Source organism: Macrococcus carouselicus, assembly GCF_004359515.1.
Classification (GTDB): Bacteria; Bacillota; Bacilli; order Staphylococcales; family Staphylococcaceae; genus Macrococcus; species Macrococcus carouselicus.
Map to the genome: position 1 here is coordinate 1135048 of NZ_SCWD01000001.1, position 24010 is coordinate 1159057.

Annotated in this window: 26 protein-coding genes; 7 read left to right on the forward strand and 19 right to left on the reverse strand. The window is 39.1% G+C overall.

All coding sequences use genetic code 11. The features are described from left to right. Positions 1–124: 124 nt before the first annotated feature. The 7 genes from nfsA to ERX40_RS05795 form a co-directional block, all read right to left on the reverse strand. Entirely contained in the window at positions 125–865 is a 741-nt protein-coding gene (nfsA, locus tag ERX40_RS05765; RefSeq protein WP_133417531.1) for an oxygen-insensitive NADPH nitroreductase, read from the reverse strand. A gap of 12 nt (positions 866–877) precedes the next feature. Further along, positions 878–1351, reverse strand: coding sequence for a tRNA (uridine(34)/cytosine(34)/5-carboxymethylaminomethyluridine(34)-2'-O)-methyltransferase TrmL (gene trmL, locus ERX40_RS05770; RefSeq protein WP_133417532.1), 474 nt, complete (start codon positions 1349–1351; stop codon positions 878–880). Then, positions 1341–2474, reverse strand: coding sequence for a tRNA epoxyqueuosine(34) reductase QueG (gene queG, locus ERX40_RS05775; RefSeq protein ID WP_133417533.1), 1134 nt, complete (start codon positions 2472–2474; stop codon positions 1341–1343). The genes trmL and queG overlap by 11 nt, the downstream gene beginning before the upstream one ends. Positions 2475–2544: 70 nt before the next feature. Then, entirely contained in the window at positions 2545–3267 is a 723-nt protein-coding gene (locus ERX40_RS05780) for an amino acid ABC transporter ATP-binding protein (protein ID WP_133417534.1), read from the reverse strand. Next, the gene (locus ERX40_RS05785) at positions 3260–4735 is read right to left on the reverse strand and encodes an ABC transporter substrate-binding protein/permease (protein ID WP_133417609.1); all 1476 of its coding nucleotides are present in this window, start codon (positions 4733–4735) and stop codon (positions 3260–3262) included. The genes ERX40_RS05780 and ERX40_RS05785 overlap by 8 nt, the downstream gene beginning before the upstream one ends. Before the next feature lie 90 nt (positions 4736–4825). Then, positions 4826–5860 (reverse strand): PTS sugar transporter subunit IIC, encoded by a 1035-nt coding sequence (locus tag ERX40_RS05790; protein ID WP_279488168.1) that lies wholly within the window; start codon positions 5858–5860, stop codon positions 4826–4828. Between the two features lie 67 nt (positions 5861–5927). Next, complete coding sequence (locus tag ERX40_RS05795) at positions 5928–6737, reverse strand: alpha/beta fold hydrolase (RefSeq protein ID WP_133417535.1); 810 nt, start codon at positions 6735–6737, stop codon at positions 5928–5930. Between the two features lie 459 nt (positions 6738–7196). Here ERX40_RS05795 and ERX40_RS05800 point away from each other — a divergent pair, with 459 nt between their 5' ends. Genes ERX40_RS05800 through ERX40_RS05810 form a run of 3 tightly spaced genes read left to right on the forward strand, consistent with a single transcriptional unit; the run spans position 7197 to position 8898 of the window. Then, on the forward strand, positions 7197–7529 hold the full coding sequence (locus ERX40_RS05800) for a PadR family transcriptional regulator (protein ID WP_133417536.1): 333 nt from the start codon (positions 7197–7199) through the stop codon (positions 7527–7529). Positions 7530–7538: 9 nt separating this feature from the next. Further along, positions 7539–8210: a DUF1129 family protein gene (locus ERX40_RS05805; protein WP_133417537.1), complete on the forward strand. Its 672-nt coding sequence runs from the start codon at positions 7539–7541 to the stop codon at positions 8208–8210. A 10-nt stretch (positions 8211–8220) separates the two neighbouring features. After that, on the forward strand, positions 8221–8898 hold the full coding sequence (locus ERX40_RS05810) for a DUF1129 family protein (protein ID WP_133417538.1): 678 nt from the start codon (positions 8221–8223) through the stop codon (positions 8896–8898). 91 nt (positions 8899–8989) lie between these two features. Here ERX40_RS05810 and ERX40_RS05815 read toward each other — a convergent pair whose 3' ends face one another. After that, a complete protein-coding gene (locus ERX40_RS05815) occupies positions 8990–9544 on the reverse strand; it encodes a hypothetical protein (RefSeq protein ID WP_133417539.1) in 555 nt (184 codons plus the stop codon). 176 nt (positions 9545–9720) lie between these two features. Between ERX40_RS05815 and ERX40_RS05820 the strand changes: the two genes are divergently transcribed. Both ERX40_RS05820 and ERX40_RS05825 read left to right on the forward strand, forming a co-directional pair. Further along, positions 9721–10143, forward strand: a complete 423-nt coding sequence (locus ERX40_RS05820) for a hypothetical protein (protein ID WP_133417540.1) — start codon at positions 9721–9723, stop codon at positions 10141–10143. A gap of 193 nt (positions 10144–10336) precedes the next feature. Then, the gene (locus ERX40_RS05825; protein ID WP_133417541.1) at positions 10337–10705 is read left to right on the forward strand and encodes a hypothetical protein; all 369 of its coding nucleotides are present in this window, start codon (positions 10337–10339) and stop codon (positions 10703–10705) included. A gap of 218 nt (positions 10706–10923) precedes the next feature. On the opposite strand, the gene ERX40_RS05830 is transcribed toward ERX40_RS05825, so the two are convergent. Continuing rightward, complete coding sequence (locus ERX40_RS05830) at positions 10924–11934, reverse strand: hypothetical protein (RefSeq protein ID WP_133417542.1); 1011 nt, start codon at positions 11932–11934, stop codon at positions 10924–10926. Then, positions 11935–12135, reverse strand: coding sequence for a hypothetical protein (locus ERX40_RS05835; RefSeq protein WP_133417543.1), 201 nt, complete (start codon positions 12133–12135; stop codon positions 11935–11937). It abuts the gene before it with no gap. A gap of 147 nt (positions 12136–12282) precedes the next feature. Between ERX40_RS05835 and ERX40_RS05840 the strand changes: the two genes are divergently transcribed. Next, on the forward strand, positions 12283–12477 hold the full coding sequence (locus ERX40_RS05840) for a hypothetical protein (protein WP_133417544.1): 195 nt from the start codon (positions 12283–12285) through the stop codon (positions 12475–12477). Between the two features lie 76 nt (positions 12478–12553). On the opposite strand, the gene ERX40_RS05845 is transcribed toward ERX40_RS05840, so the two are convergent. Beyond that, positions 12554–13138, reverse strand: a complete 585-nt coding sequence (locus ERX40_RS05845) for an SMI1/KNR4 family protein (protein ID WP_133417545.1) — start codon at positions 13136–13138, stop codon at positions 12554–12556. 113 nt (positions 13139–13251) lie between these two features. Here ERX40_RS05845 and ERX40_RS05850 point away from each other — a divergent pair, with 113 nt between their 5' ends. Further along, positions 13252–13692: a hypothetical protein gene (locus ERX40_RS05850; protein ID WP_133417546.1), complete on the forward strand. Its 441-nt coding sequence runs from the start codon at positions 13252–13254 to the stop codon at positions 13690–13692. Between the two features lie 9 nt (positions 13693–13701). Here ERX40_RS05850 and ERX40_RS11240 read toward each other — a convergent pair whose 3' ends face one another. From ERX40_RS11240 to ERX40_RS05880, 8 genes are all read right to left on the reverse strand, one after another. Beyond that, on the reverse strand, positions 13702–13845 hold the full coding sequence (locus ERX40_RS11240) for a hypothetical protein (RefSeq protein ID WP_165980676.1): 144 nt from the start codon (positions 13843–13845) through the stop codon (positions 13702–13704). A 133-nt stretch (positions 13846–13978) separates the two neighbouring features. Continuing rightward, positions 13979–14938: a 5-methylcytosine restriction system specificity protein McrC gene (locus tag ERX40_RS05855; protein ID WP_208001653.1), complete on the reverse strand. Its 960-nt coding sequence runs from the start codon at positions 14936–14938 to the stop codon at positions 13979–13981. 4 nt (positions 14939–14942) lie between these two features. Next, on the reverse strand, positions 14943–15263 hold the full coding sequence (locus ERX40_RS11380; protein ID WP_208001654.1) for a 5-methylcytosine restriction system specificity protein McrC: 321 nt from the start codon (positions 15261–15263) through the stop codon (positions 14943–14945). Further along, entirely contained in the window at positions 15256–16791 is a 1536-nt protein-coding gene (locus ERX40_RS05860) for an McrB family protein (protein WP_133417547.1), read from the reverse strand. The genes ERX40_RS11380 and ERX40_RS05860 overlap by 8 nt, the downstream gene beginning before the upstream one ends. A gap of 483 nt (positions 16792–17274) precedes the next feature. Then, on the reverse strand, positions 17275–17616 hold the full coding sequence (locus tag ERX40_RS05865) for a hypothetical protein (RefSeq protein ID WP_133417548.1): 342 nt from the start codon (positions 17614–17616) through the stop codon (positions 17275–17277). A 106-nt stretch (positions 17617–17722) separates the two neighbouring features. Beyond that, positions 17723–20995: a DEAD/DEAH box helicase family protein gene (locus ERX40_RS05870; RefSeq protein ID WP_133417549.1), complete on the reverse strand. Its 3273-nt coding sequence runs from the start codon at positions 20993–20995 to the stop codon at positions 17723–17725. After that, entirely contained in the window at positions 20995–22893 is a 1899-nt protein-coding gene (locus ERX40_RS11435) for an Eco57I restriction-modification methylase domain-containing protein (protein ID WP_133417550.1), read from the reverse strand. The genes ERX40_RS05870 and ERX40_RS11435 overlap by 1 nt, the downstream gene beginning before the upstream one ends. Before the next feature lie 75 nt (positions 22894–22968). After that, complete coding sequence (locus ERX40_RS05880) at positions 22969–23928, reverse strand: IS30 family transposase (RefSeq protein WP_133417551.1); 960 nt, start codon at positions 23926–23928, stop codon at positions 22969–22971. Positions 23929–24010: the final 82 nt, after the last annotated feature.

Genomic DNA, 24010 nt, shown 5'->3' on the forward strand with positions numbered 1-24010 from the left:
GTATGGTCGGCTTATCTTTCATCGTAGCGATGTTGACAGCGGGACGTGAATCAGCTTACGGTATCCGTGACGAAGAACTTAATAAATTAAAATAAAAAATGATTGGCGATCAGCCAATCATTTTTTATTGCTTCAGGAAGCCCTGTTTCTTAACGACATCGTCTACATCTAGCCGTGTCTTCTGGCTCAGCATGCCGATGACCTGCTCGCTCCATTTATCCGCTCGTTTCCCGTCCGTACGCTCACGGTAGTAGGCCATGATAGCGGCATCATAAGCTGCAATCTCTTCTTGATAATCACTGCTGTCATAACCATTCTCATGATAAATATGTTCAAAGGGCAGTCTTTCCTTCTGACTCCCCTTATCTGCCGGGTGGCCGACTACCATGCCGTATAACGGATAGACATGTTCCGGCAGTTCCAGAATCTCAATCACCTGCTGCATATCATTCCGCAGGCTGCCGATATAGCAGATCCCAAAGCCCATGCTTTCAGCTGCCACTGCCATGTTCTGCGCAGCGAGACTCGCATCCACTGTCCCGACCAGAAAGCTTTCAGTCGCTCCGAGATAATCATCTATCTTCTCACCGAGCCTCTCACTCATCAGCTGATGACGATAGAAGTCCGCTACAAAGACAAACAGATGACCGTTCTCCTCTACATAGGCCTGCCCGCTGATTTCTCTCAGTGCCTTCTTCTTCTCACCATCTGTCACGCCGATAATCGAATAAGCCTGCAGATAACTCGACGTTGCAGCCATCTGTGCCGCCTCAATAAGCACCTTCACTTCATCAGCTGTCAGTTTCTCATCTGTAAACTTGCGAATGGACCGATGATTCATTAATTGTCTGATGATGTCATTCATTTTATACACCTCTTATTTCAGATTTGGATAATTCTGCTGTCTCAGGGCTTCATACACCAAGATAGCTGCTGTGTTGGACAGATTCAGTGAACGGACATTGTCGTTCATCGGAATTCTGAGCGCTGTATCCATATACTTCTCTTTTACCCAGTCAGGGAGACCTGTTGTCTCACGACCGAAAATAAAGTAGTGTTCAGCTGATGGATCTGAATAATCGAATGTCGTATGCGGTTTCTTGCCGAACTTTGTCAGCAAGTAGTAGTTGCCGCCCGCTGTCTTCTCAAAAAACTCTTCAATACTATCATGATAGATGATATTGACAAATTTCCAGTAATCAAGTCCCGCACGGCGCAGCATCTTGTCATCCGTTGAAAAGCCGAGCGGACGGATCAGATGTAAGGTAGTATCTGTTGCCGCGCAGGTTCTGGCGATATTTCCTGTGTTAGCCGGAATTTCCGGCTGATAAAGTACGACGTTAATTGACATGTGTAATCTCCTCTAATCCTTTTAATATTTCACTCTTCACTTCTGTTTCTTCTTCTAAATGATATCTTTCCTCTAAAAATGGGCGCTCGGCTTCACCGGCAATGTGACCGATTGCCCAGTAAGCTGTGCCTTTGATGACGGGCCGCTCGTCCTTCACAGCCACTTCTTTCAGCGTCGGCACAGCCGTTTCTTCCTTAAAATGTGCTAAAGCGATAATTGCATTACGCTGAATCGGCTTTTTGCCCCGCCAGCTGCCGGCCAGGTGACCGTATTCGTTCTTGAACATCTTATTGCTCATCGTCAGGAGCGGCTCGAGTAACGGCTTCAACTTAAGAGGCTCCAGTATGATGTCGTCATGAGTCGTATTGATGCCGCGGTTCTTCGGACAGACCTGCTGACACGTATCACAGCCGTACAGCCTGTTACCGATCTTCGTTCTGTATTCGTCCGGCAAAAAGCCTTTTGTCTGCGTCAGAAAACTGATACACTTCTGTGAATTGAGCTGACCATTACCTACTAAAGCACCAGTCGGACAGCGGTCGATACAGATGGTACAGTCAAGGCAGCTATCCAGAACAGGCGCATCCGGCGGCAGCTTGATGGAGGTGAGCAGTTCACCGAGATACGTCCATGTGCCAAGTTCCTTGTTCAGGATAAAGCCATTCTTCGCTGCATAACCAAGCCCCGCGCGTTCAGCGACAGCCCGGTCGCTTAGAACGCCTGTATCCACCATGGACAGGCACTCCGCTTCTGGAACACGAGATCTGATGAACGCTTCAAGTCGCTGCAGCCGTTTTCTGAGCAGTGAATGGTAATCCATTCCCCACGACGACCGGGCGAACATGCCGCGTCTCTCCCCCCGTAAACTCTTCGGTGCATCAGGCAGTTTATTAGGATAACCCACCGCTATAGCGATAATTGTTTCAGCAGCGTTCATTGACTTCCTTGGATCGATTCTCAGCTCGATATCTGACTCCTCAAAGCCAGATGCATAACCCTTTGCATAATAAGCTTCAAGCTTCGGTCTCAGCTCTTCGAACGGCTCCGCTGTCGTAAATCCGATGGCGTCTATCCCTATCGTCTTACTGTATGCAATGATTTCTTCTTTCAGTGCCTGAGACATCTTGCCACCTCCAAATCAATGCAACTATTTTACCATAAAAAAACACAACGCCGGAGCGTTGTGCCTGAATTTATAATACTTTGGACAGGAAGCTCTGTGTCCGTTCATTCTGAGGACTGCCGAAAATCTGGGCAGGTGGACCTTCTTCCTGGACAATCCCTTTATCCATGAAGATCACACGGTCGGCCACTTCTCTTGCAAAACCCATCTCATGGGTCACGACGACCATTGTCATCCCTTCCCGTGCAAGGTTCTTCATGACCTGCAGAACATCCCCGACCACCTCAGGGTCGAGCGCTGACGTCGGTTCATCAAACAGCATGACGTCAGGATTCATCGCGAGAGCACGTGCGATAGCGACTCGCTGCTTCTGACCCCCTGACAACTGAGACGGATAGCGGTCCGCTTTGTCTTTCAGACCCACTTTATCCAGCAGCTCGAGACCGACCGCTTCAAGGTCCGTCTTATTGCCTTTTTTCAGCAGCAACGGGGTCATCGTCAGATTGTCGAGTACCGTCTTATGCGGAAATAAGTTGAAGCTCTGAAACACCATCCCCATCTTCTGCCGGTGCAGGTTGATATTTGTTTTCTTGTCATTCAGCACATTGCCCTCGAAAACAATCTCGCCGCTAGTCGGCGTCTCAAGCAGATTAAGGCAGCGGAGCAGCGTTGACTTCCCGCTGCCGGAAGGTCCGATGATTGCGACCACTTCCCCTTCTTTTACTTCCAGATTAATTCCTTTCAGCACTTCCACCTGTCCAAAATTTTTATGAAGATCATTCACATTAATCACTGACGCTCATTCTCCTTTCGACTAAGTTCATCACTCGTGATAAAACAAATGTCAGCACGAAGTAGACAATTGCAGCAATAACGAGGGGTGTAAATGGATCAAACGATGCGCCTTGTACAACCTGCGCATTGAACATCAGTTCACTGACGCCGATGACTGACACGATGGAAGATTCCTTGATGACGGTGATAAATTCATTGCCGAGTGCCGGCAGGATGTTCTTGATCGCTTGCGGCATAATGACTTTATTCATCGCCTGTGCATGACTGAGACCGAGCGAACGGGCTGCTTCCATCTGCCCTTTATCCACTGCCTTGATCCCTGCACGGATAATTTCAGCGATATAGGCACCACAGTTCAGGATAAGCGCAATCGCGCCGCACATAAAGGCAGAGAGGTCGAGTCCGAGCACTGCCGTCGTACCGAAATAGACCAGGAATACTTGAACCAGAAGCGGGGTGCCACGAATAAATTCGATATACACCCAGGCGATAGCTTTAAGGAGCTTATTCGTGCTGAGCTTCATAAAGGCGAAGATACCGCCGAAGAGTGAACCGAATACCACACCAAGAATAGAAATCAGTATAGTTGCACCGATTCCTCTCAGAAAATAAGAACCGTATTTACTTAAAAACGTCCCATCATTGAACATGTCTTCATTCGCCTGTTTCTGATACTCTTCAATTAATCCTTTATCCTGAGCGTCCTTGATAGACTGATTGATGGCTGCAAGTAACTTAGGATTGCCTTTAGGAATAGCGACCGCTGTCTCTTTCTTACTATCTCCGAATTCAAGGTCAGCATAAGCCAGATCCTTATTCTGTGACAGGTAAGCATCACCCACGATACTATCGATGATCGATGCCTCAGCTTTACCCGTTTTAACTGCCATTACAACGTCCGGTGTACGCGTAAGTGAAGTCAGTGATGCATCGGGAATTTCTTTCTTAGCAAGCTCTTCCTGCGTTGTCTGCTTCTGGACCGCGACGGTCTTGTCCTTGAAATCAGCAAATGACTTGTATTTAGCTTGGTCTTTTTTCTTGACGATCACTTTCTGGTCGACATCCATATAGTTGTCCGAGAAATCCACCTGTTTCTCACGTTCAGGTGTCGGCGTCATACCGGATGCAATCATATCGATTTTTCCGGTCTTCATCGCTCCGAGCAGACTGTCAAATGACATATTGACAATCCTTATTTTTAAGCCGTTATCTTTTCCGATTTTGTTGATGAGCGCGATATCAATACCGGCATATTCATTTTTACCGTCAATATTTCGCTCGAATTCAAATGGTGCAAAGTCTGCTGACAGACCGACCCGCAGTTCTCCCCTTTTCTTCGCTGTATCCAGCAGATCCTCCTTTGCACTTACACCTGCAACAGGAATAAGTGTCATCAATAGTACAACAAGCATAAACAAACTGAATAGCTTTTTTCTTCGCAACCTGTTTCCCCTCCCCTTTGTCATTGATTTATTATACATTTTGTAAAATTTATATACAATACTAAATTTTCAGATAATTTAATATCCAGAATAAAAAACCAGCCGCAGCTGGTTTTAAATCTCTGGTGTAAACTTATAAATGTCATTCTTATACTGAGGTATCAGTTTCTTAAGTACATAGTGGAAGAGAATAGCCATCGGAAGCGGCACAATCAAGTACGCAAGCAGCAGCTTGATTAATGCGTTGCCTTCCATCGTCGGCAGTGCATTAAGCGGTCCAACTAAACCGGTATAACCGAAGCCGGCAGACATCGGTGTCCCCTGAATACCCATATAATAGGCCATCAGACCACCGACAATCCCATTAAGAATAAGCGGAATCATAATGACCGGATTTCTGAAATAGACGGGCATCATCATCTTGGCAGCACCGATAACGAGTGTCGTATTGACCCCTTTATTATTGACGAACCAGGAACCGATAATGAACGTGTAACAGCAAGCCACAATACCGAGATTAGCAGCCCCACTGCCCAGTCCCGACAGCCCGATGACTGTCGCAATTGCCACCACTGAAACAGGTGTAGCCATCATCACCGAATAGAAGATACAGATGAGAATACACATCAGGAGCGGGTTCAGCGTTGTAAAGTGGTCGATCAACTGACCAAGTGAACCTGTAATCATTCTGACGTACGGCAGTGTCAATGTACCGATGATGCCAGGAATAATACCCGCAAGTATCGGCAGAAAGACCAGATTAAGTGTGCCAAGACGGCCTCCGATCAACTGGATGACCAGAACAGACAGAGTGATAGTGATCAGAATATTGATCAGGTCACCCATACCGGTCAGTGCTGCACCCTGCTCAGTGAACTTGACAGCGCCAGAACCAATAAATGCAGCTCCGCCGATAATGGCACTCTGCGGTCCGTTCATCTTGAACTGATGACCGACTAATGTACCGATCATGATTGACGCGCAGAACTGAAAAATCAATAGAAACTGCAGCAAGACACTGAAAACATCATGATCATGTGCTAAATACTTAAATAACTCGCCGAGCATGGCATTCGGTATCAGTGCGACAACAATACCTGTCGCCATGCCGTTTAATATTTTAAAGAAAAACGATTTAGTTTCTTTCAATCAGGCCACTCCTTCTCACTTTTAAAGCCCTATCATAGCTTATCAAAATGCAATCCGCAATGACCTTTTACAAACGTTCAATAAAAAGTGCAGCAAGAGACCGGACGGAATCATATTCCTCAATCATCGGGTTATGCCCGGCACCGGCAAGGACTGTGACTGTGGCGTTCGGCAGCGGGCCGAAGAAAGCGAGCTGGTCCTTGTAACCGACGACATTATCCTCCTTGCTGAGGACGACCTGCAGACGCGTCTTATCCCCCACATCGATCACCTCTTCACAGCGGAACTGATAGTAAAGACTCTCAGCGCGGCGCAGCATCTTCATGAACTGCCTGTCCGCCAGTTTAACACCCGGCACAATCAGTTCACGGTAACGCTGCCACGTCTCATGACTGATCACAGCTGTCGTATCTGTATACTCATCATAATAATCAGCATCCGCATCCACCTTCACTGCTTCCAGCATGCGCGGCGACAGCTTCTCGCGTGTCCGCTCCGCAAACTGGCCCTCTACAACCGGACAAGTCAGAAAGGCATCCGTGATCCGGTTCTTCCAGCGGTCCATCAGTCCGAGACACATATAGGCACCGTAGGAGTGACCGACAAGAATTAAATCCTGCTTCGGCGTCAGCGTATTGATGAACGCCATAATAATGTCCAGCATATCATTGGTCGTCGCAACTGAATAATCGACCTCTGATTCACCCATGCCTGGCAGATCGAAGTAGATTCTTCTATAAGCGCTATCATCGAACAGATCATCGTAGAGCTTATAATGACTGTTCAGTTCAAGTGCGTTGCCATGGATGAAATAAACCGGCTGATCACTGCCGACTTCCTTATAGTTGATGGAGACATTCTTAATATTGATTTTCATAATGACACGTCCTTAAATAAGAGAATAGGAAGTTATACCCACGTGAGTCATCCTATAACCTCAGCAAGCTGGTCCTCACAGTCATTTTGTTCATTATACCGGGCTTTATTTACTGTTCAGCGATGCCTGACCATCCCGTCATGGCAATTCCAGCTTCTATTAACACCGATCACTTATGCGGATGAATGTGCCCGGTATTATAAGAACAACTTCAGTCTTGCCCTCGTCTATAAATGGCAGAAGCGCTCAAGTCTATCAGTTTTTGTGCTGTCACTTCACTGGCCAAGGAACAGTAAGACAGAATATAATAATTCGATAAGCTAATAAATTTTAGTTTAAAAAATATTATTTAATTGACATCTACTCCCATAATTTCTATACTATATTTAACTACTTTGCATTACAAAGTAGTTTTTTTACCCACTACTATCTTGTATTACAAACTAGAGAGGTGAAGCGATGAGCATCAGAACTCAGCTCCTTAAAGGACTACTGGACGCCTGTGTCCTTTCAATCATTAAAGAAAAAGAAATTTATGGCTACGAACTGTCACAGAAGCTGCTGGATTCAGGTCTCGGAAATATCAGTGAAGGTACAATCTATCCTGTACTTCTACGCCTGCAGAAAAAAGAACTCATCACCAGCGAAATGCGTGAAAGCGAGATCGGACCTAAACGTAAATATTATTTCATCACTGAGTCAGGTATTCAGGCACTGGAGGAAATGACAGATGAATGGAATGAGATTCAAGGTCCCATTACTAAGCTATTGAACCATATTAAATTTAATTGAGGTGATTTTATGCACACAGCAGAACGACTATTAAACGAACTACATTATAAAGAACAGCAGATGAATCCTGATTTCCAGAGTGGCTTCTCACAGATCAGCCGTTATATCACGACAGATTTCTCTTTATCTCACCATCAATCGTTAGAACTGCTGAATGACTTAGCTGATCATATCTTGGAAAGCCAGGCTAGCAGTACAACAGCGCTACAGTTTTTTGGTGATGACTTAGCGTCATTTGCTGATGAACTTGTCGAAGAGTTACCTAAAGAAAAGAATAAATTCAAACTATCTCTCATTAGTGGTGCTATTCTCAACTCACTCACTCTACTTTCTATCTGTATGATGATCGTTGAATTATTCGTGACGTTTACGAGCAGTGGACATTATGAGTTTTATCTTATGGCAGTTATTATTGCATCTATCACTTTCATGTTTGGAATGTTAGGAAGTCTGTTTACCCTTCTGAAACTTTCACATCTAGAAGAATTCAAAAACAGTCGTTTCACATTCCTGAAAGAACTGCCGATTTACTTAGCAGGAGGCATCACTATCTTCGGTGCTCAGATGATTTATAAAAATATGAAGTTGGGTCCGAAAATACATCTCGACTGGTATGTTTATTTAATACTTGCTGTCATCGCTACAATTATCGCCTATATGTGTTCAAAAAAAGTGGATTAGGAGGCTTACAATGAAAACAAATGAACTGATAGAACTCAATAATGAAAAAAGAGAATTACTAACTGAGGAAAACAAGAGAGAATATGAAAAAGTGCTGCTGTACTTGCGGTTAGAATGGCGTCTAAGTAATCACGCTACTGAGGAACTGCTCAACGACCTGCTTGATCATCTGCTGGAAGCGCAGCAGAATGGAATCACGGCTGAAGAATTCTTCGGTCATGATACAGAAGGATTTGTAAAAGATTTAATAGCAGAACTACCGACAGAAAGCAGACGTAATACAACTGCACTGCTGAGCATACTGACTATCATGCCTTTGGGCTTTATCTTAGTTGTTAATGGTCTAGCAAATTTAATTACTTCATTTTTCATCGAACCAAAACCCGTTGATGTCGGTGCGTTTGTTGTCAGCTATATCTTATTGATCACTTCATTCCTGATTATGCTCAAATACGTCATCCGCTATCTCAAGAAAGATGAAATGGCTGCAACTGGCAAATCTTCTATGAAGAAGCGGGTGTTACAGTTTATTAAGCTCTATTTATTGAGTGCCATTGTCTTTACACTATTCATCTTGCCACTGGTCTTCCTCCATACTCCTTTCGTCTATGACATCCCCTGGTATGTCAGTATGATCACAGGCGGAATCATACTGATTGTTATGTATGTCATCTCAAAAAGAATTTAAATAAAACCCGGTACAGCGATAACCTCCCTATAAAGTAAACACTTAAAAAGTGAAACTTATAGGGAGGTTATCAACTGCTATTCTTTTATTGCTACTTGGTTAAGTGATAGTTCATTTCGAAGACTCTCCAATTACCTTGAGAGTTTTTGTGATAAGTCAGTTCAAAGAGATTGTTATAGTAATGCTTAATTTCATTTTTATTGACTAGCTGGCTAGTTGATGGTTTACCGTAAACCTTTTGTACGGCGGTTGGTGAATATTTGAGAAGGTACCAGAATCTATAGCCGTCTACTTTAGCTGGCTCAAAGTTATAAACAAATTGATCTGTACTACCATATACAGCAGCAGTTGGGTATTTGCCATAACCTGCTTCAAAGCTTGAATTACCCGATATACTATAAGTAGAAAAATATGATGGTCTTCCCCATTGATATTTTACTGTCTTGAACGTATCTCCGATTTTAATCGTTTTTCCTTGTTCACTTTTATAAGTAAACGATTTTGCTTTCAATTGTTTGGCAACAGTAGTGTTTAATAAGTCAGGCGCTTTAAACGTTTGACGAGTAGCGGCAGAAGCATCATTATCACTGATAAGTGGTGTAACAAAAAGAGCAGAAGTCAGCGCAACAGCAGCAAATTTTTTCATTTGATTGCCTCCTTGAATCTATTTTATTACAGTTACATTATACACATAAAACGCCTTTTAAACTTTAAATATTTTAAATTTTTACATAATTTACTTAGGATTTATATTACGGGTAATATATTCATTAAAATAGATCATCGAACTGTTACTTCAAAGTTCGTTGAAGGAGGAAAACTATGTCGAAAAGTGACGCTATCTCTTTTCTTGCTCAAAGTCTGATTGTCATCGTGGCGCTCTGCAGCTTACCTGGTATAGTCAGAGAAGGATTAAACAAAGATAATTACTTTACGCTCATTATGTTATTCGGTGCGCTTTCTCTTGTAGCCAGTTATTTTACCGGCATTTATACTAATACGCTGGACCGGGAAGATCCAGCAAAAGATTATCCGGCGGCTGTCAGTATTAAATGGTCTTGGATCAACACAGCCATCCAATCTGTATGCCTTATCGCTTTCATCGGCTGCCTGATATTTACGCTCACTTACTTCCCCGGGCAAAAGCTATGGCCCCTCTTCTGTGTCTTGTGGATAGGTATGTGTATCACAGTGATTTATAGAGAAGCGAAGCGGCGGAAGTATTTGAAGGAGTCACGCTTCTAGGAAATAGAAAAGTCACTTTCCATACTTATTCAAGCGCAAGTGGACATATTTATTCGTTAAAATTAATAGCTAGGATAACTCGATAATTAGAAAGGACATGTCCATGATACCCTCACTATTAGCAATTAGAGATGAAGACCGAAAGTTTTTGTTAAAATATAGCTATGATCTTGTAGACAGTTTGGAAGAAGAAATGGATTATGTACTAAACATGGTTGATCACGCAGTCGAAGAGACTTTGATTGAACAGTTCGGCTATGACTATGACCTTGAACAAATAATGACGAATACCTGGGTCAAAGATTTATATGAACGTAAAGCATTGATTCAGCAGCATTTATCTGATGATAATGGTTACACTAACTATCAGCCTTATCAGCTATGGATATACGGAGACAGTGAAGTCAGACTGACACTGCATAACAACCAAGTACTGATTGGGCGTATGGAAAGTCTGGATGAAGAAGATATAAACCATGCCTGGCTAGAATTCCGCCTCACTGCAACTGCTGAGTTGAAACTGATAGCATTCAATGACATTAAAAGTGTCCATAAAATATAAAACCCCCGGCTGTTAGACTGGATCCTAACTGTCGGGGTATCTTTAACCCTTCTACGCTTATCTGATTTTATTACGCTTAATGAACTCAGCCTTTTAAAGGCAGTGCCATGTTAGATAGAGTCTCTAATGTTCCGGATTGCTCTGCTTGTGAGTTTGGATTGATGCCAAAAAGAACCTATCGTTTAAGAGTCCGGTTAATTACAATAAAGCCTCCAAAATTATTCGTTGGAGGCTTTGTTGATAACTTCAAAATCTGTTAAATTATTCTCTTGATGCGGTATTCTATATTTTTTTATCACTTTCCATTGCTCTATATCAATGATGTTCATTGTATATTCAAGCTTTTTATCTTCATCAATATCTATGGCATATAATTTATTTCCAACTACTTTGCTATCATAGTATCTAAATGGCATAGAACGATCTAACTTAACGTTTCCTTGCTCACTCACTTTCATAACACCAAGTTGACCTTCTTCTGCATAAGTAATGTACATTTCTTTATTAATATCACTGATATTTAATAATAGTTGATGATTTTTTAAAGGATAATACTTAACATCCTTTGTTGTCGTATTAATCACCGTAAGTTCATTTTCTGTAGTTAAAACTAACTTATCGTTCACTAACTTCATCTCAGATGCATTGATATGATGCAATGTGATCTCTTCAAAATTTTCTTTTTCCCTGTCATAAACGTATACAGCAGCTAAATTATTAATCATATTATCAGAGTACAAGTATATCTTTTTATCAGTAATTAAACTTTTGACAACTAGTGGTGGGAAATTCTTAGTTATCTTTTGGTTACCATCTTTAATTTCTACTGTGGTTTTTGTAGTATCAATATTATAGGCGATTACTTCTATATCTTCTTTCTTATCAAAGAATAGAATATCATCTTTTTTGTTAGTCTTTTCTTTAAGGTTAAGACTAGAATCAATCTCAACTAACTTCTTATTGTGACCACTCCATAAGTAATGTCGATTTCCACGGGACTTCAAAGCATTAAGATTCTCTCTGTAAAGCTTTGATTCTTTCACTACCTTATCATCGTCCATCCTAACGATCTTCCCGGATTTATTAAAGCCATGGCCAAACACATAAAGGATTGTCTCTTTATCTGGGTTAATTTTAACAGTTTCATCTTTATCATTTTGAAAGAAAATAAATAATAGCAGAATTAAAATACTTATCAGCAATGATATATAGGTTATAATTTTAGGCATCTATTTTCTTGAACTAACTACATAAACATCAGAATCTTGAACTAAATCACGTGGTGTTACATGAGTTCCACTCAAGCTTCTGTCAGTAGAGTTTTTCTGTTCTTTATTGCTTGGTTCTAAATGATTTGTATTGGCAAATACTTGGTAACTAAAAAAAGATACAACAATTATTACTACAATTCCTAATTGATATTTCCGCATTTTTTATCCACTTTTCTTTTTTGTTATATTTTAATTTTAATGTATGATTAACATTTTACAACATTTATTTACAATTTATTTTAATTTTTATAATTCAAATATTAATGATATAGACAAATGTTTTAGATCAGCTAAACAGAGAAGCTGATGGAGATTCCATGGATTAAAGAACTGTTTCACCAGAAAGAATTGATACAGCAGCATTTATTAGACGATAACGGCTATACACACTACCAGCCTTATCAGTTATGGATATACGGAGACAGTGAATTCCGCCTCACTGCAACTGCTGAGTTAAAACCGATAGCATTCAATGACATTAAAAGTGTCCATAAGATATAAAACACCCCGGCTGTTAGATTGAATCCTAACTGTCGGGGTGTTCTCTGCTTATCTGATTTTATGACCTCTAATGAACTTAGCCTTTTAAAGGCAGCTCCATGTCCTTCAGTTTATCAAAGAAAAGCACTTCATCCTGGCCATAGTGAAAACGCCCGTCCTCGTCTATATGGTACTGATCGGTGTCAATCGTCTTCTCGATGAAGGCCAGGAAATCATTCAATGACTCGGCGACGACATACATCGTCTCGAGATCGCTGCCATAGGTGATGACCTGTCCCTTTGTTCCCGTCTCACCCGGATCTGTATCAACAGCCAGGAAGTTACCGAAACCGTCAGTCGCAAAAGGCAGCCAGAGCTCATGATAGTACTCTTCCTTAATGGCACCTTCAGGCACAACAGAAACAGCAATCTCTTCCGCTTCATCCTGATTGAACTCGACTTCCCTGATCACTTCCTCCAGCGGCAGCCACTCAAGACCGAAGAACAGACCGACACTGTCATAACTCTCACCATCCGCTTCCCGGTACAGCGCCACGAACTGTTCATCAAGCGGTGCCTTAAATACTTCAACAAGGGCCTCAATCTCCTCATCCGTCGCACCTGGATTCAATGTAGCTGCGAAATAAACCTTGTCATTCTCAAACAATCGTTTAATATCCATACAATACCTCCCCCGTGTAATAGTTGATTATTCCCTTTGCGGTAGATATTTACACATTGTTAGGTCTATAATATAATGGTTAAAATTACTCTTGATTAGTAAAGGAGACGAATATGAACAGATATGACACTATTCTTCTTTTCAGTCAGATCGGCATGCTTATCCTCGGCTTGCTGTATCTACCTGACATCATCAGATCAGGCCTGACACCAGATAATCTATATGCCCTCTTTATGCTACTCGGTGCACTGACACTCGTCGCAGGCTTCGGCACAAACATTTTCACTAATACCCTAAACCGCGAAGATTACAGCAGACACTATCCGCTGATAGTCCGGCTGCGCTGGTCATGGATCAATACAATCATTCAGGGACTCTGCATCATAGCCTTCGCCGCCATCTGTTATTACCTTACCGTTTTTCTGAGTGACGAGTGGTTATGGCGTATACTGAGTCTTCTCTGGATTCTAGTGTGCCTCTATGACATTTACCGGGAATGGCGGCAAAGAAGAATATGGATGGGAGGAGAAAGTAAAACAGGCTTTAGAATTTAAGATGCCTTATTACAAATTCCCCAGATAAAACACCGTTGCAGAAACAAGAGTATGAACCATGAGAAACAGCAGAATAGCATTAATGGACGGCGGCTCATATTCCTCCTCCAGGACGACAAAGTACTCAAACAGCATCTTCTTGAATTTATCCATGTGCAAATGACCTCCTTTTTATAGGAGTATATGACATGGTTGTGACAAGAAATGACGTAGTTGTTAGGGGATTGGGTAAAGTAAAAAAATCTCCTCTGAGAATGTTTCAGAGGAGATTTTGCATTTTTAATATCTATCCTAATATCTTCATCAGCTTGCCTTGCCAATCCGGGTTCAGTAAGTCCACGTAACACACTTCCACGACCGCTTCTTCTGTCATATTATGCCCCCTACTCACATACTGCCGTTCCTTGAATAATGGGCTGTATGGATAAAGGAGCACGACTTTCTTCACATTCTGCTGGTGATGATGATATCTCGTATAGTAGGCATACATCTGATAGAGATCGGCCTGGGAGGGGCCCGTTGAATCGAGGCGTTTCCATTTCGTATCTATGATGATGACTTCATGAGCTTCATTATTCTTTCTCACTACGATATCCGGTCTGAGCCTGTAATTCCCTCTTTCTTTGCCATCCTTAAAGAGATAATAACGGCTTTCCTGTGCTTGCACGGTATCACTGCCCAGCATCTTTTTCAAGTGATGCGCAATATAAGACTCAAACACTTTCTCCATCGGGAACAGAAGGGCAAAGGCAAGCGAGTTTCCTCGGAACGATGTGAATGACTTCTTCAGCAGAAATATCTCTGCCCACTGCAGAGCCTGATCATAATATACATATTGCCGGCTTGTCTTCACCTTGCTGAAGAGCTGCTCTGGGTGACGTGACAGACTCACCTGTTCAAAATAGTTAAGCAGTTCTCTGATGATTCTGTTGTTACGGTGATCTGAAGTTTCCTTCAGTAAATAGAGTAATGTCGCCTTAAGTATCTGATTCTCAGGAATATTGAGATGATATTCATCGAAACGGTTATAGAAACGGGCTTTATTGACTGTATTATATTGAATCTGCTTATTCATGAGGAGCTTCCCCTTCAGGAAAGGCTCATTCCGTTCATGTATCACATAACCTGAATTCATACCATTTTTGACAATTAAGCTGACTTCATGCAGAAACATGGAGATAAAGAGCTCTAACAGATAATGATGACTGACATCCAGATTCGTCATATCAAAGACCTTCCCGTTCACGTCCTTAACAGTCCTTAACAGTCCTTAACATGTCAAAGAAGAGCTGCTTCACCTGATTGATTTGTTCAGTCTTACTAGAAATCTTCGGTAGTACTTCAATAGTGAGGCCTGACTTCGTCTTCAGTACACCGACATAGTTGTTGACCTGCACCCCATTTCTGATGGGCTTCAAGAAATCAGCGATTGAAGCATCTGAGCTGTTGCTGTCATCAATGAACTGCCGCAAGTCCATCATATCCTGCTGTGAGATTACGACATCACCGAAGACATCTCCCGTATGAATACGCCCATACTCAACCACAGTGATATATCTGTTCCTACTCATTCACGACCTCCTGTCTTGAGATGACATTACGGATGAACTGCTCAAAGTCACCGATGGACACATCATGATTCAGTTCAAAGACTTCAGTTGATTCATCGTACCAATCAACAATCAATTGAGGATCAAACAAATCATTTAAGTTCTCCTGACGCTGCTGAATATAGATACCCTCCACATCATTCAACACGGCTTTGATTTTCTGATAGTCATCAAAGAAATATTCCTGCAAGAGCGGGATAATCTTATTCTCAAAACGATGCTTGAGTTCTTCAAGCGATTCTACTTCAAGAAACAAAGCATGGCCTAGTGTGTGCTCCCTGTCATAGAGGAACTGGATGCGCTGATTCATCACTTCCATAATACCTGCGACGTCAACATCACCGATCATACCCTCTTCACCGACCTCACGCCGAACAACCTCACTGTCAGGCATCATCTCGACAAAGTCGAAGCGGCGTCTGAGTGCCGTATCAATCGTTGCAATCGAACGGTCAGCCGTATTCATGGTACCGAGAATATAGACATTGTCAGGCACAACGAACGATTCTCCGGAATAAGGAAGCGTTGCCTGCATGCCGGACCATCTGCCATCCACATAGCTGATGCGTTTATTGCCTTCAATAAGCGTGATCAGCTCGCCGAATATCTTACTGATATTGCCCCGGTTAATTTCATCAATAACGAATAAGAAGTTATTATCATTTCCATTTTCGATATCTTTCATCGCCTTGCGACAGAAGCGGAGAAAGACGCCTTCCTGCACTTCATAGCTGACTTCTTTTTCGTTGACCACAGCTCTGATCCCTTCAATAAAATCCTCATAGCCGAAAGACTGGTGGAACGTGATAAAGTCATAGAAATAATCGATTGAATTACCAGCAACCTTTGGAAGCATCACTTCCTCGGCTTCATTTCTGCCTTGTTCAGTGAGCTGCCATTTGTTGTTCTTTTTAGTGAACAAGTCGGTCCCTTTGCGATTAGCTATTGTCGTACTCTCTGCAGTTAAATGTTCAAGTATAGCGGTCGAAATCGTGCCGTAAGGGGTTTTACTTTTTTTAGTAGCTGCGAATTTCTGGACAACTTCAGTTGCTTCTATTTCCTTTACTGTCATCGGCTTATAGTTATTCTCTTTGAAAGCTAAGTAAATCACATGGCGCCAGCCTAGACCTTCGAAATGATATTCGTCATCATTTGTAGCTTGATCAACAATCAAGTTCTTTTTATAGCTTTCCACCTCGTGTGTCTTACCTGTACCAGGAGGCCCAAAAAGAATCGTATTAAGGTGACGGCGCTCGGTTACTTTCTCTTCCTTAAAAATTTCTTCTACTTCTTTTTCTGTATCCTCAGAGATTTTACGTTCTACTTTATCAGTATAATAAAGGATAATTGAATCTTCTTCATTACCGAATTTGTTGAGTATTCCTTGTATCAAGTAAATCGCATCATTGCCTGCAATAGAACCAAACCATAGACTCGCTTCACCAAAATCAATTTCAGTTGTCTTACAGACAGGATTTGATTTTCTCACTACTTTTTTATTCTCTACTTCTTCGGCTGTCCGATAAAAACCGATAGAGTTAAAAACTATATTCTTTAAAAGAAACTCCTTATCAATAACTGATGCGGGGAATACATCTTCAGGCTTAATCTCAATATCTGATTGCTCAACAAGATTAAAATGGATAGCTATCTTTTTTACAAAGTCTTTCCATGTAAACTTATTTAGGTTGCCAGTAGGCTCGTATCGCTTACCTCTAAATTCATAAGCAATCAAATTTTTAGATTTTAGATCTTCATAAGAAAGTTTTAAAGGTACATTCTTTTGAAGGATGCTCACAAATGGACTACCTTCAGGTAACACAAAATGAGACCAGCCAGGAGTATTGAGAGCCTGAGAATAATCCTGTTCTTTTTGATTTAAAGCGAACTCAATCAACTCTACAGCAAATCTACCTGTTTTTAAATCAGGCTCCCATAGTGCATTACGTTCAGTATAGAAATACCAATCTTTTCAATCATCAGTGTAATCCTTGAACCAATCAACTAGAACAGTATGTCCATCTGCTTCAACTGATTTAATAATTCCAGCTGCTAATATGCGCATGACAGATGCAGATCTGTTATTAACATTTTGAAAGGGAAGGTTATTCTTCTGAGTGAAAGTTGATTTCAGAAAAATAAAATCTCCCGCTCTCATATTCTTAAGATGTTTTAGCGCAGTTTTATAAGCTTTATTATCTTCATCATCAAACCAACCAAGGCGCCATTTACCAGTTGTTAAAAAGTCCTTCGGTTCATCTACCCGGTTTTGAGAGCCGACAAAAAAATAACGCTTAGAGGTGTTAATTGTCATAGGAATACTCCTTTAGAAAAGATATAGTTGTTCGCCTCAAACTAGTACTACCATAAATATATTGATTATCTATTTTAGCCATTTCTAACTACCTATACTAACGTCGCTAATTCTTTTCAAATAAATCAGATAAGACTTCTTCAACATTTCCAGTTTTAGTATGTGGAACAATATCAAAATGCTTAAAGTTTTTTCTACTTATTTCTTTATCAAGATTGCCGAATATAAAATTAGTAGCAATATTATAGATGATTTCACTTGGTGCTAATCCATAGACTTGATTTTCAAGAATATGCTTTAATCTTTCATGGTCATCAGGTATTTTATTTTTAATTATATCACTATTAAAGAGCCTTTTTACAATTTCAGTGATATATAAACCTGACTTCATATATAAATCAGAAAAAGTTTTAGAAGAATCATCGTATATACCAGGATTTTCATTTTCTAAGTCATCGACCATCTTAATGACTACTTTTTTTGGTGTAAAAATCTGGTTTGTTTTTTGAGGAGGTATATAATCAAATATATCTTCTTTATTGTCTTCAAAATAATTAGCAAGTTGAACTTTTTTATTAAGAAACTCTTTTATTGATTCATTAAAAACTACTTCATCAAATAAGCCGCCTTTAAATTGTTTGATTACTCCTTCCTCGGTATAAGTTCCACCATCTCGTAGAAACTTAAATTCCTCTAAAGTAATACCTGTAACTTCTTCGAATACATTCTCAGGTGTATATTGGTCAAAATTATTTAAAGTCAGATTGTCGTCACCATATGCCATGATAAAACTTGGAATCGTACGAGAAAAACCTCTTAATCTACTACGAATCTCATCTTGTATAGTATTTTTTTTCTTCTCTTCAATCTTTCTTTCTTCTTCATAAACGATATCTTTTTTAAGCTCTTCTACTTTAGTATTAACCTGAGTTGCTAAGTCTGATGTATGCTGTTTTAATAATTGTTCAAGATTGTCTGTAAATGAATCTTTAACATCAATTCTTTCTTTAGTTGTTACAGCTTCCTCTAAACTTTTCTTATATTCATTTTCCAAGTGAGCTTTTTTGATATTAGTTTCCGTGTTAAGTCGCTTAACTTCATACTCAATTTCTTGCTGAATTTGATTAACAACTCTATTCGTCGTTTTATTAGACAGTTGATACTCTGCTTGTACTTCAGTTATGTGAGGTTTTAATAATTGACTTACATTCTTTGCAATTAATTTAGTTTCTCTATCAGTCGATAGATCTATCTCTGATTCTTCAAAATGATTGTTAAAATCAAAAACCTTTTCTCCAAAAATAGCATCCGTTTTTGATATCACAAGTTCATTAGAAACCTTAACTTCTCCTTGGTCGTCTACTTCAACTTCATTAGTATCAATTATTGATTCTACTTTCTCACTTTTCCCTTGCTTCTCTTCTGGTAAACGGTTCAGAATATCTAGTGCAGCGCTAGGAGCGGAAAATATATTACTAATATTGGAAAATAGTAAGTTACTCATGAAACCACGTTTTACTACCTCTGTTGCTTTTATTGTTTTGGGAATGCTCATTACTTGCTCGGCACTTAACTCTATCATCTTTCCGTCTTGGTCTTCACCAATCACCGGAAAAAAATTTAAAAGTCTTTTTATATTTACTTTACGCTCTTCTAGCGTCCCTTTGCCATTGTTTGTCTTAGTTGATAAATTATTTGCGAATTCATCAAATATAATAAGGGTTCTTTCAGGGGCAAAATCAAAAACATAAGCATCTTCTTTTTTGTATCTAATTTCGTTTTGTCCATCATTAATTGTCCATTCATATGGGTTTTGTGCTCTAAAAGCTGCTTGCATATAAAGAGCCGGTGATTTCATATTGCTGAGCATTAATACAGCTGTCCATTCAGGAATGGTTATACCTGTTGTCAATTGACCGACAGATAAAGTAATAGTTTTATCATGTTTTTTTATAGCATTTTTCACTTTATTTAGTGAAGTATCAGTAGTTACTACATAATCTCCCTCAGCCTTACCATCACCAGCAGCCAATATAATTTCATAATTTTCAAATGTCGGATGCTGTTTTAATAAACTTTGGAGCGCACGTGCACTAGCGACTCGATCTAGCAACCATAATGTATGTTTGAGTTCATTTCTTTGTTTATGAGTACTAAATGGATATTTCTCACCCTTAGTTAAAGTATCTAGCCATTTTTCAACGTCCGCTTTATGGATAAACTGTCCTTTATCATTTGTCGCAAAGAATTCGTTTAAATCAAACGCATAATCCATGTTTTCTTTGTCTATTTGAGCGCCTTCATTAATACGGTCAGAAATCATTGATGACATTTGATAAGTATACATGTTTAACTTAGGTAGAGTTTCATAAGGGTTATTTTCAAGTCTATTCCAATTTTTTTTAGCAAGCTGTTCATCTTCATATGTCCAGTTGAAAATCTGGTTTTCATTAAATTTCCCACTTGCTAAAGCTTTAAATGGAGTTCCCGAAAGGTGCAAAGTAAATTTCCTTTTAATTTTATCAAAAGCAATATCAGTCTTAAAAGTGTCTATAGCCTCATGAGCTTCATCAATAATTAGCATATCCCATTCTAAATGAGCTATCCATTCTAGCTTATCAAGATTACCACCAAAATATTTAGATCCCTTTAAATCTTGTAAACTAACAAATTCAATACATTTAGCATCAATATCAGCATCTAATTTTTCTTTAAACTCTTGCCTTGTTAATGTTACTCTATCTTTCAGAGAACTTGACTCACTAACAAAATAGAAGCTTGTCTGCCAAGAAATATATTTCTCATAATCATCAAACCAAGAATTTGCAATAGAAGGCCGATTAGTCACTATTAAAACTTTTTGTAAATCCATCTTTCTCACAAGATCATACGTTGTTAAGGTTTTTCCAAATCGTGGTTTTGCATTCCATAAAAATTCATCTTGATAATGAGTGAAATATTCCATGGTTTGCTCAACAGCATTTTTTTGTTCATCACGTAAGATATACTCTGAAGCACTTTTCTTATTGATACCCTTATAATTTTTATGTTTAAAATTATAAAAATAGTTTAGAGCTTCATCTTGTCCACCATTAAACAGAAACCATTCAGTACCTTTCTCTCGTTTGACACCATTTTTGGTCAAGTATGAATGAAAATCATAATCTTTAAAATAACCTCCACCGTCAAATCGAGCTTCATGCTCCCATAAAATTATAGGCTTAATTCCGGCCGTATGGGTCTGTTGTTTGATTCGTGTTTCTGTATCATTTTCGGTATATCCAATTTTAATCCAACCTTGTTTCTTAATATTATCAGGTGTTATATACGCATAAATTTTAGGTTCTATTTGTTGTGAAGTTTGAATGTTAAGTGACATCATTTCATCTCCTTCACATTTTTTTCAATAAAATCAATTTCACGTTGGTTTAAATTATATTTTTTATATAACTGACGATTAATTTCACAGATTGTTCCCTCCCAATTTATATCAGATTTTGAACTGAAATTTTGAATAGGAACTTTTCCCCAAACTGCTTTAGTATTATCCTGTGTAATCTTAAGAATCCCTAACATAGCCCTAGCAAACTTAGTCTTAATGTATTTATTCAAAGCATTTGCTTCATATTCATCAGAAAAATTACCTATAGAAATAAATGTTTCTGTATACCCGATTAGGGGGGCCCCGATTAGGGGTGTAGATAAGACTTCACCAATTGCTCCTGATCCATTTGCTTTAGGTAATATAACTTTATACGAATTAAAATTTTCTGGTTCATTCATATAATCTTTTCTAAACCATAGTGTAATTCTATTATTATTTTCTCTACCAATTATTTGTATATATTCATGGTTATCTTTAGGCTTAGTCTTATAAAATAATTCTGGTAAATTTTTAAAAGCATTCGATGCTATTCTTCTGTCAGAAATTCTATTCATCTTTTCAGGATGATCTTTATAAATTAAATTAGAATATCTATAAATCCCACGGTTATATACTATATTAGACAATGGGGAATAACCATAGTGTTCGACCTTATTCAAAACTGAATTCAATTCTGGGTAAGCAGAAAAAACGCCTATTGGTTCAAAATATTTATTTTTATCATATAATGTTATTGCAATACCACCTTTAATATCAGTATTCTCAAAAATTTTTGAGCTATTTTGTTCATAATCAATAACTTTAAGATGATTATTGTTTAACATTTTTTTATTCCAGTTTTTAGGGGTACCTCCTGCATTAAAGAGAAATCTTGCAGGGGTAATAAGAATACAAATATCAGCCAACTGTATCGCTTCATCATAAAACTTGTGGTAAATAGGCATATCTTTTGAACTACTACCTTTAGCTTCTTCTTGATATGGGGGATTACCAATAATAACATCAAACTTCATAGCTAATTCACCCTTACCTTTATTATTTGTTGTCAATACATTTAATGGACGATTTTCTTTATACACAATTTGGTTTTTGACATTGTTTTCATTAAATAAATCTGCCTCAAAAAAAACAAGTTGCTCAATCTCTTTACTCTTTTCAATAAAAGGTTTTGATAACAATAAACCATCCATTTGAAAAATATTAAAACTTATAATATTAGCTATTTCTTTTTTTAAAACTTTAGAAGGAGCAGCTTTAAATTGAAAAATGTAATAATCAACGAATGTATAGAATAAATTTTCTCTTGCTAATAAAAGAGAATCCCCTTGATATTCATATCCGTAGCTATTTTTATAGGCACACTTAACAGCTTGATACCATTCATCGTGACTTTTGATATTTTGACATATTTTTTGTAACTTCCTATCGAGAAATCCTGCTCTCTCTGATATTTGAATAGTCTTTCCTGTCACAGTGTCATATCTATTTACTATATAGGGGGCCTCACCACATGTAAGCTCCATTATAGTTTTCGATAAATATTTGTCGAGAGGTAAGTGTTTGAATGTTTCCTCAATTAATTCAGTTTGTTTTTTAACTATCGACATAGGGGTAAAGACTTCCGCATTACCCTTTGTTCGCAATTTTTGCTCATATTTCAATTTTTCTACTCTAGGTCTTATAACCCCTTCTCTATTTCCAGTGATAAGAGGAACTTTAATGTGGGAGTTTTCTTCAAATCCTTTCCCTAATAATTCATAGCTTTTTGTGGCCCAGATTATATTTTTTTTAGTTGTACGATCCTTTAATAATATTCTTAGTATTTCTGGATCTTTTTTAAGTAATATATTTTCATTAATATCTACTAACTCTTCAATGATTTCTTTTGTCATGAATAATTCTCCTATATAAAACTTTTCTGTAAAAGAATCTTTTATGCTATTATTATTTTTTCGTTTTTTCGTTTGTCAAAATAAGCTAGACAACTTCTCATCTTCGATGAAACTCATAAATACTTCCAATGGTGTCCTATAACCAAGAGATTTTCTAGGTCGATTATTTAGGGAATGTGCAACTTGAATAATATAGTCGTCTGTAACTGTGTTGAAATCCATATCTTTGTCCAGACCGTTTCTTCTAAGCATTCCATTTGAATGTTCATTAAGACCACGCTGCGAAGGTGTGCCTAGATCAGCAAAAAAGATAGATATATCGTGTTGGTTACTGATTGACTTCCAGCTGGAAAACTCTTTAACGCAGTCGAATGTAATGGATTTAAAGAGACGATAAGGTAAAGCCGAAAACATACTGTTTAATGCTTTTTCAATGTCGGATGCCTTGCGACCTTCCGGTCGTAGGGTGATGATCATCTTAGAAACACGTTCAATAAGGGTGATGACTGCGCTGCCATGACGACGACCGACAATCGTATCTCCTTCAAGATGACCGAACTCTCTATCAAAGTCAGGAAATTCAACTGTTCTTTCTGAAATGTGGCGTTTGAAAGTCTGACGACCTCTTTTCTCATGATAACCGTTAGGTTTTCTTTTCCCTTTCATTGGAAGTGATTGAACAGGAAGAATATATTCCCTAAACATTCTGTACAGAGTTTTAACAGAGCAGCTGATAGATTCTTCATTCCTGCCTATGATAGTGTCAGGTGTCCAGCCGTCGGCTATTCTTTCTCGAATATAACTGGTCTGATGCTTAGGAAGGACGATTCTACGTCTTCCACAACGGGATTTTCTTTTCTTATAGTTCTGATAGAATTCCAGTGCAGATATACCTGCTTTGAATGCATTAATTACATTATAGACGGTCTGTCTTGAACGCTTAATTCTCCGGCAGATCTCACTGACCGAAATTTTCTGGTGGTAATATGATTCTATGAACGCAAGTTCATCCGTGGTAAGATGTGTATAGGCCATTTGTGCTAACTCCTTATGTTTTCTTTGGTCGGAAATACATATTGAGTTTAGCACAGAAGGCTTTTTTAGTTGTCTAGCTTAT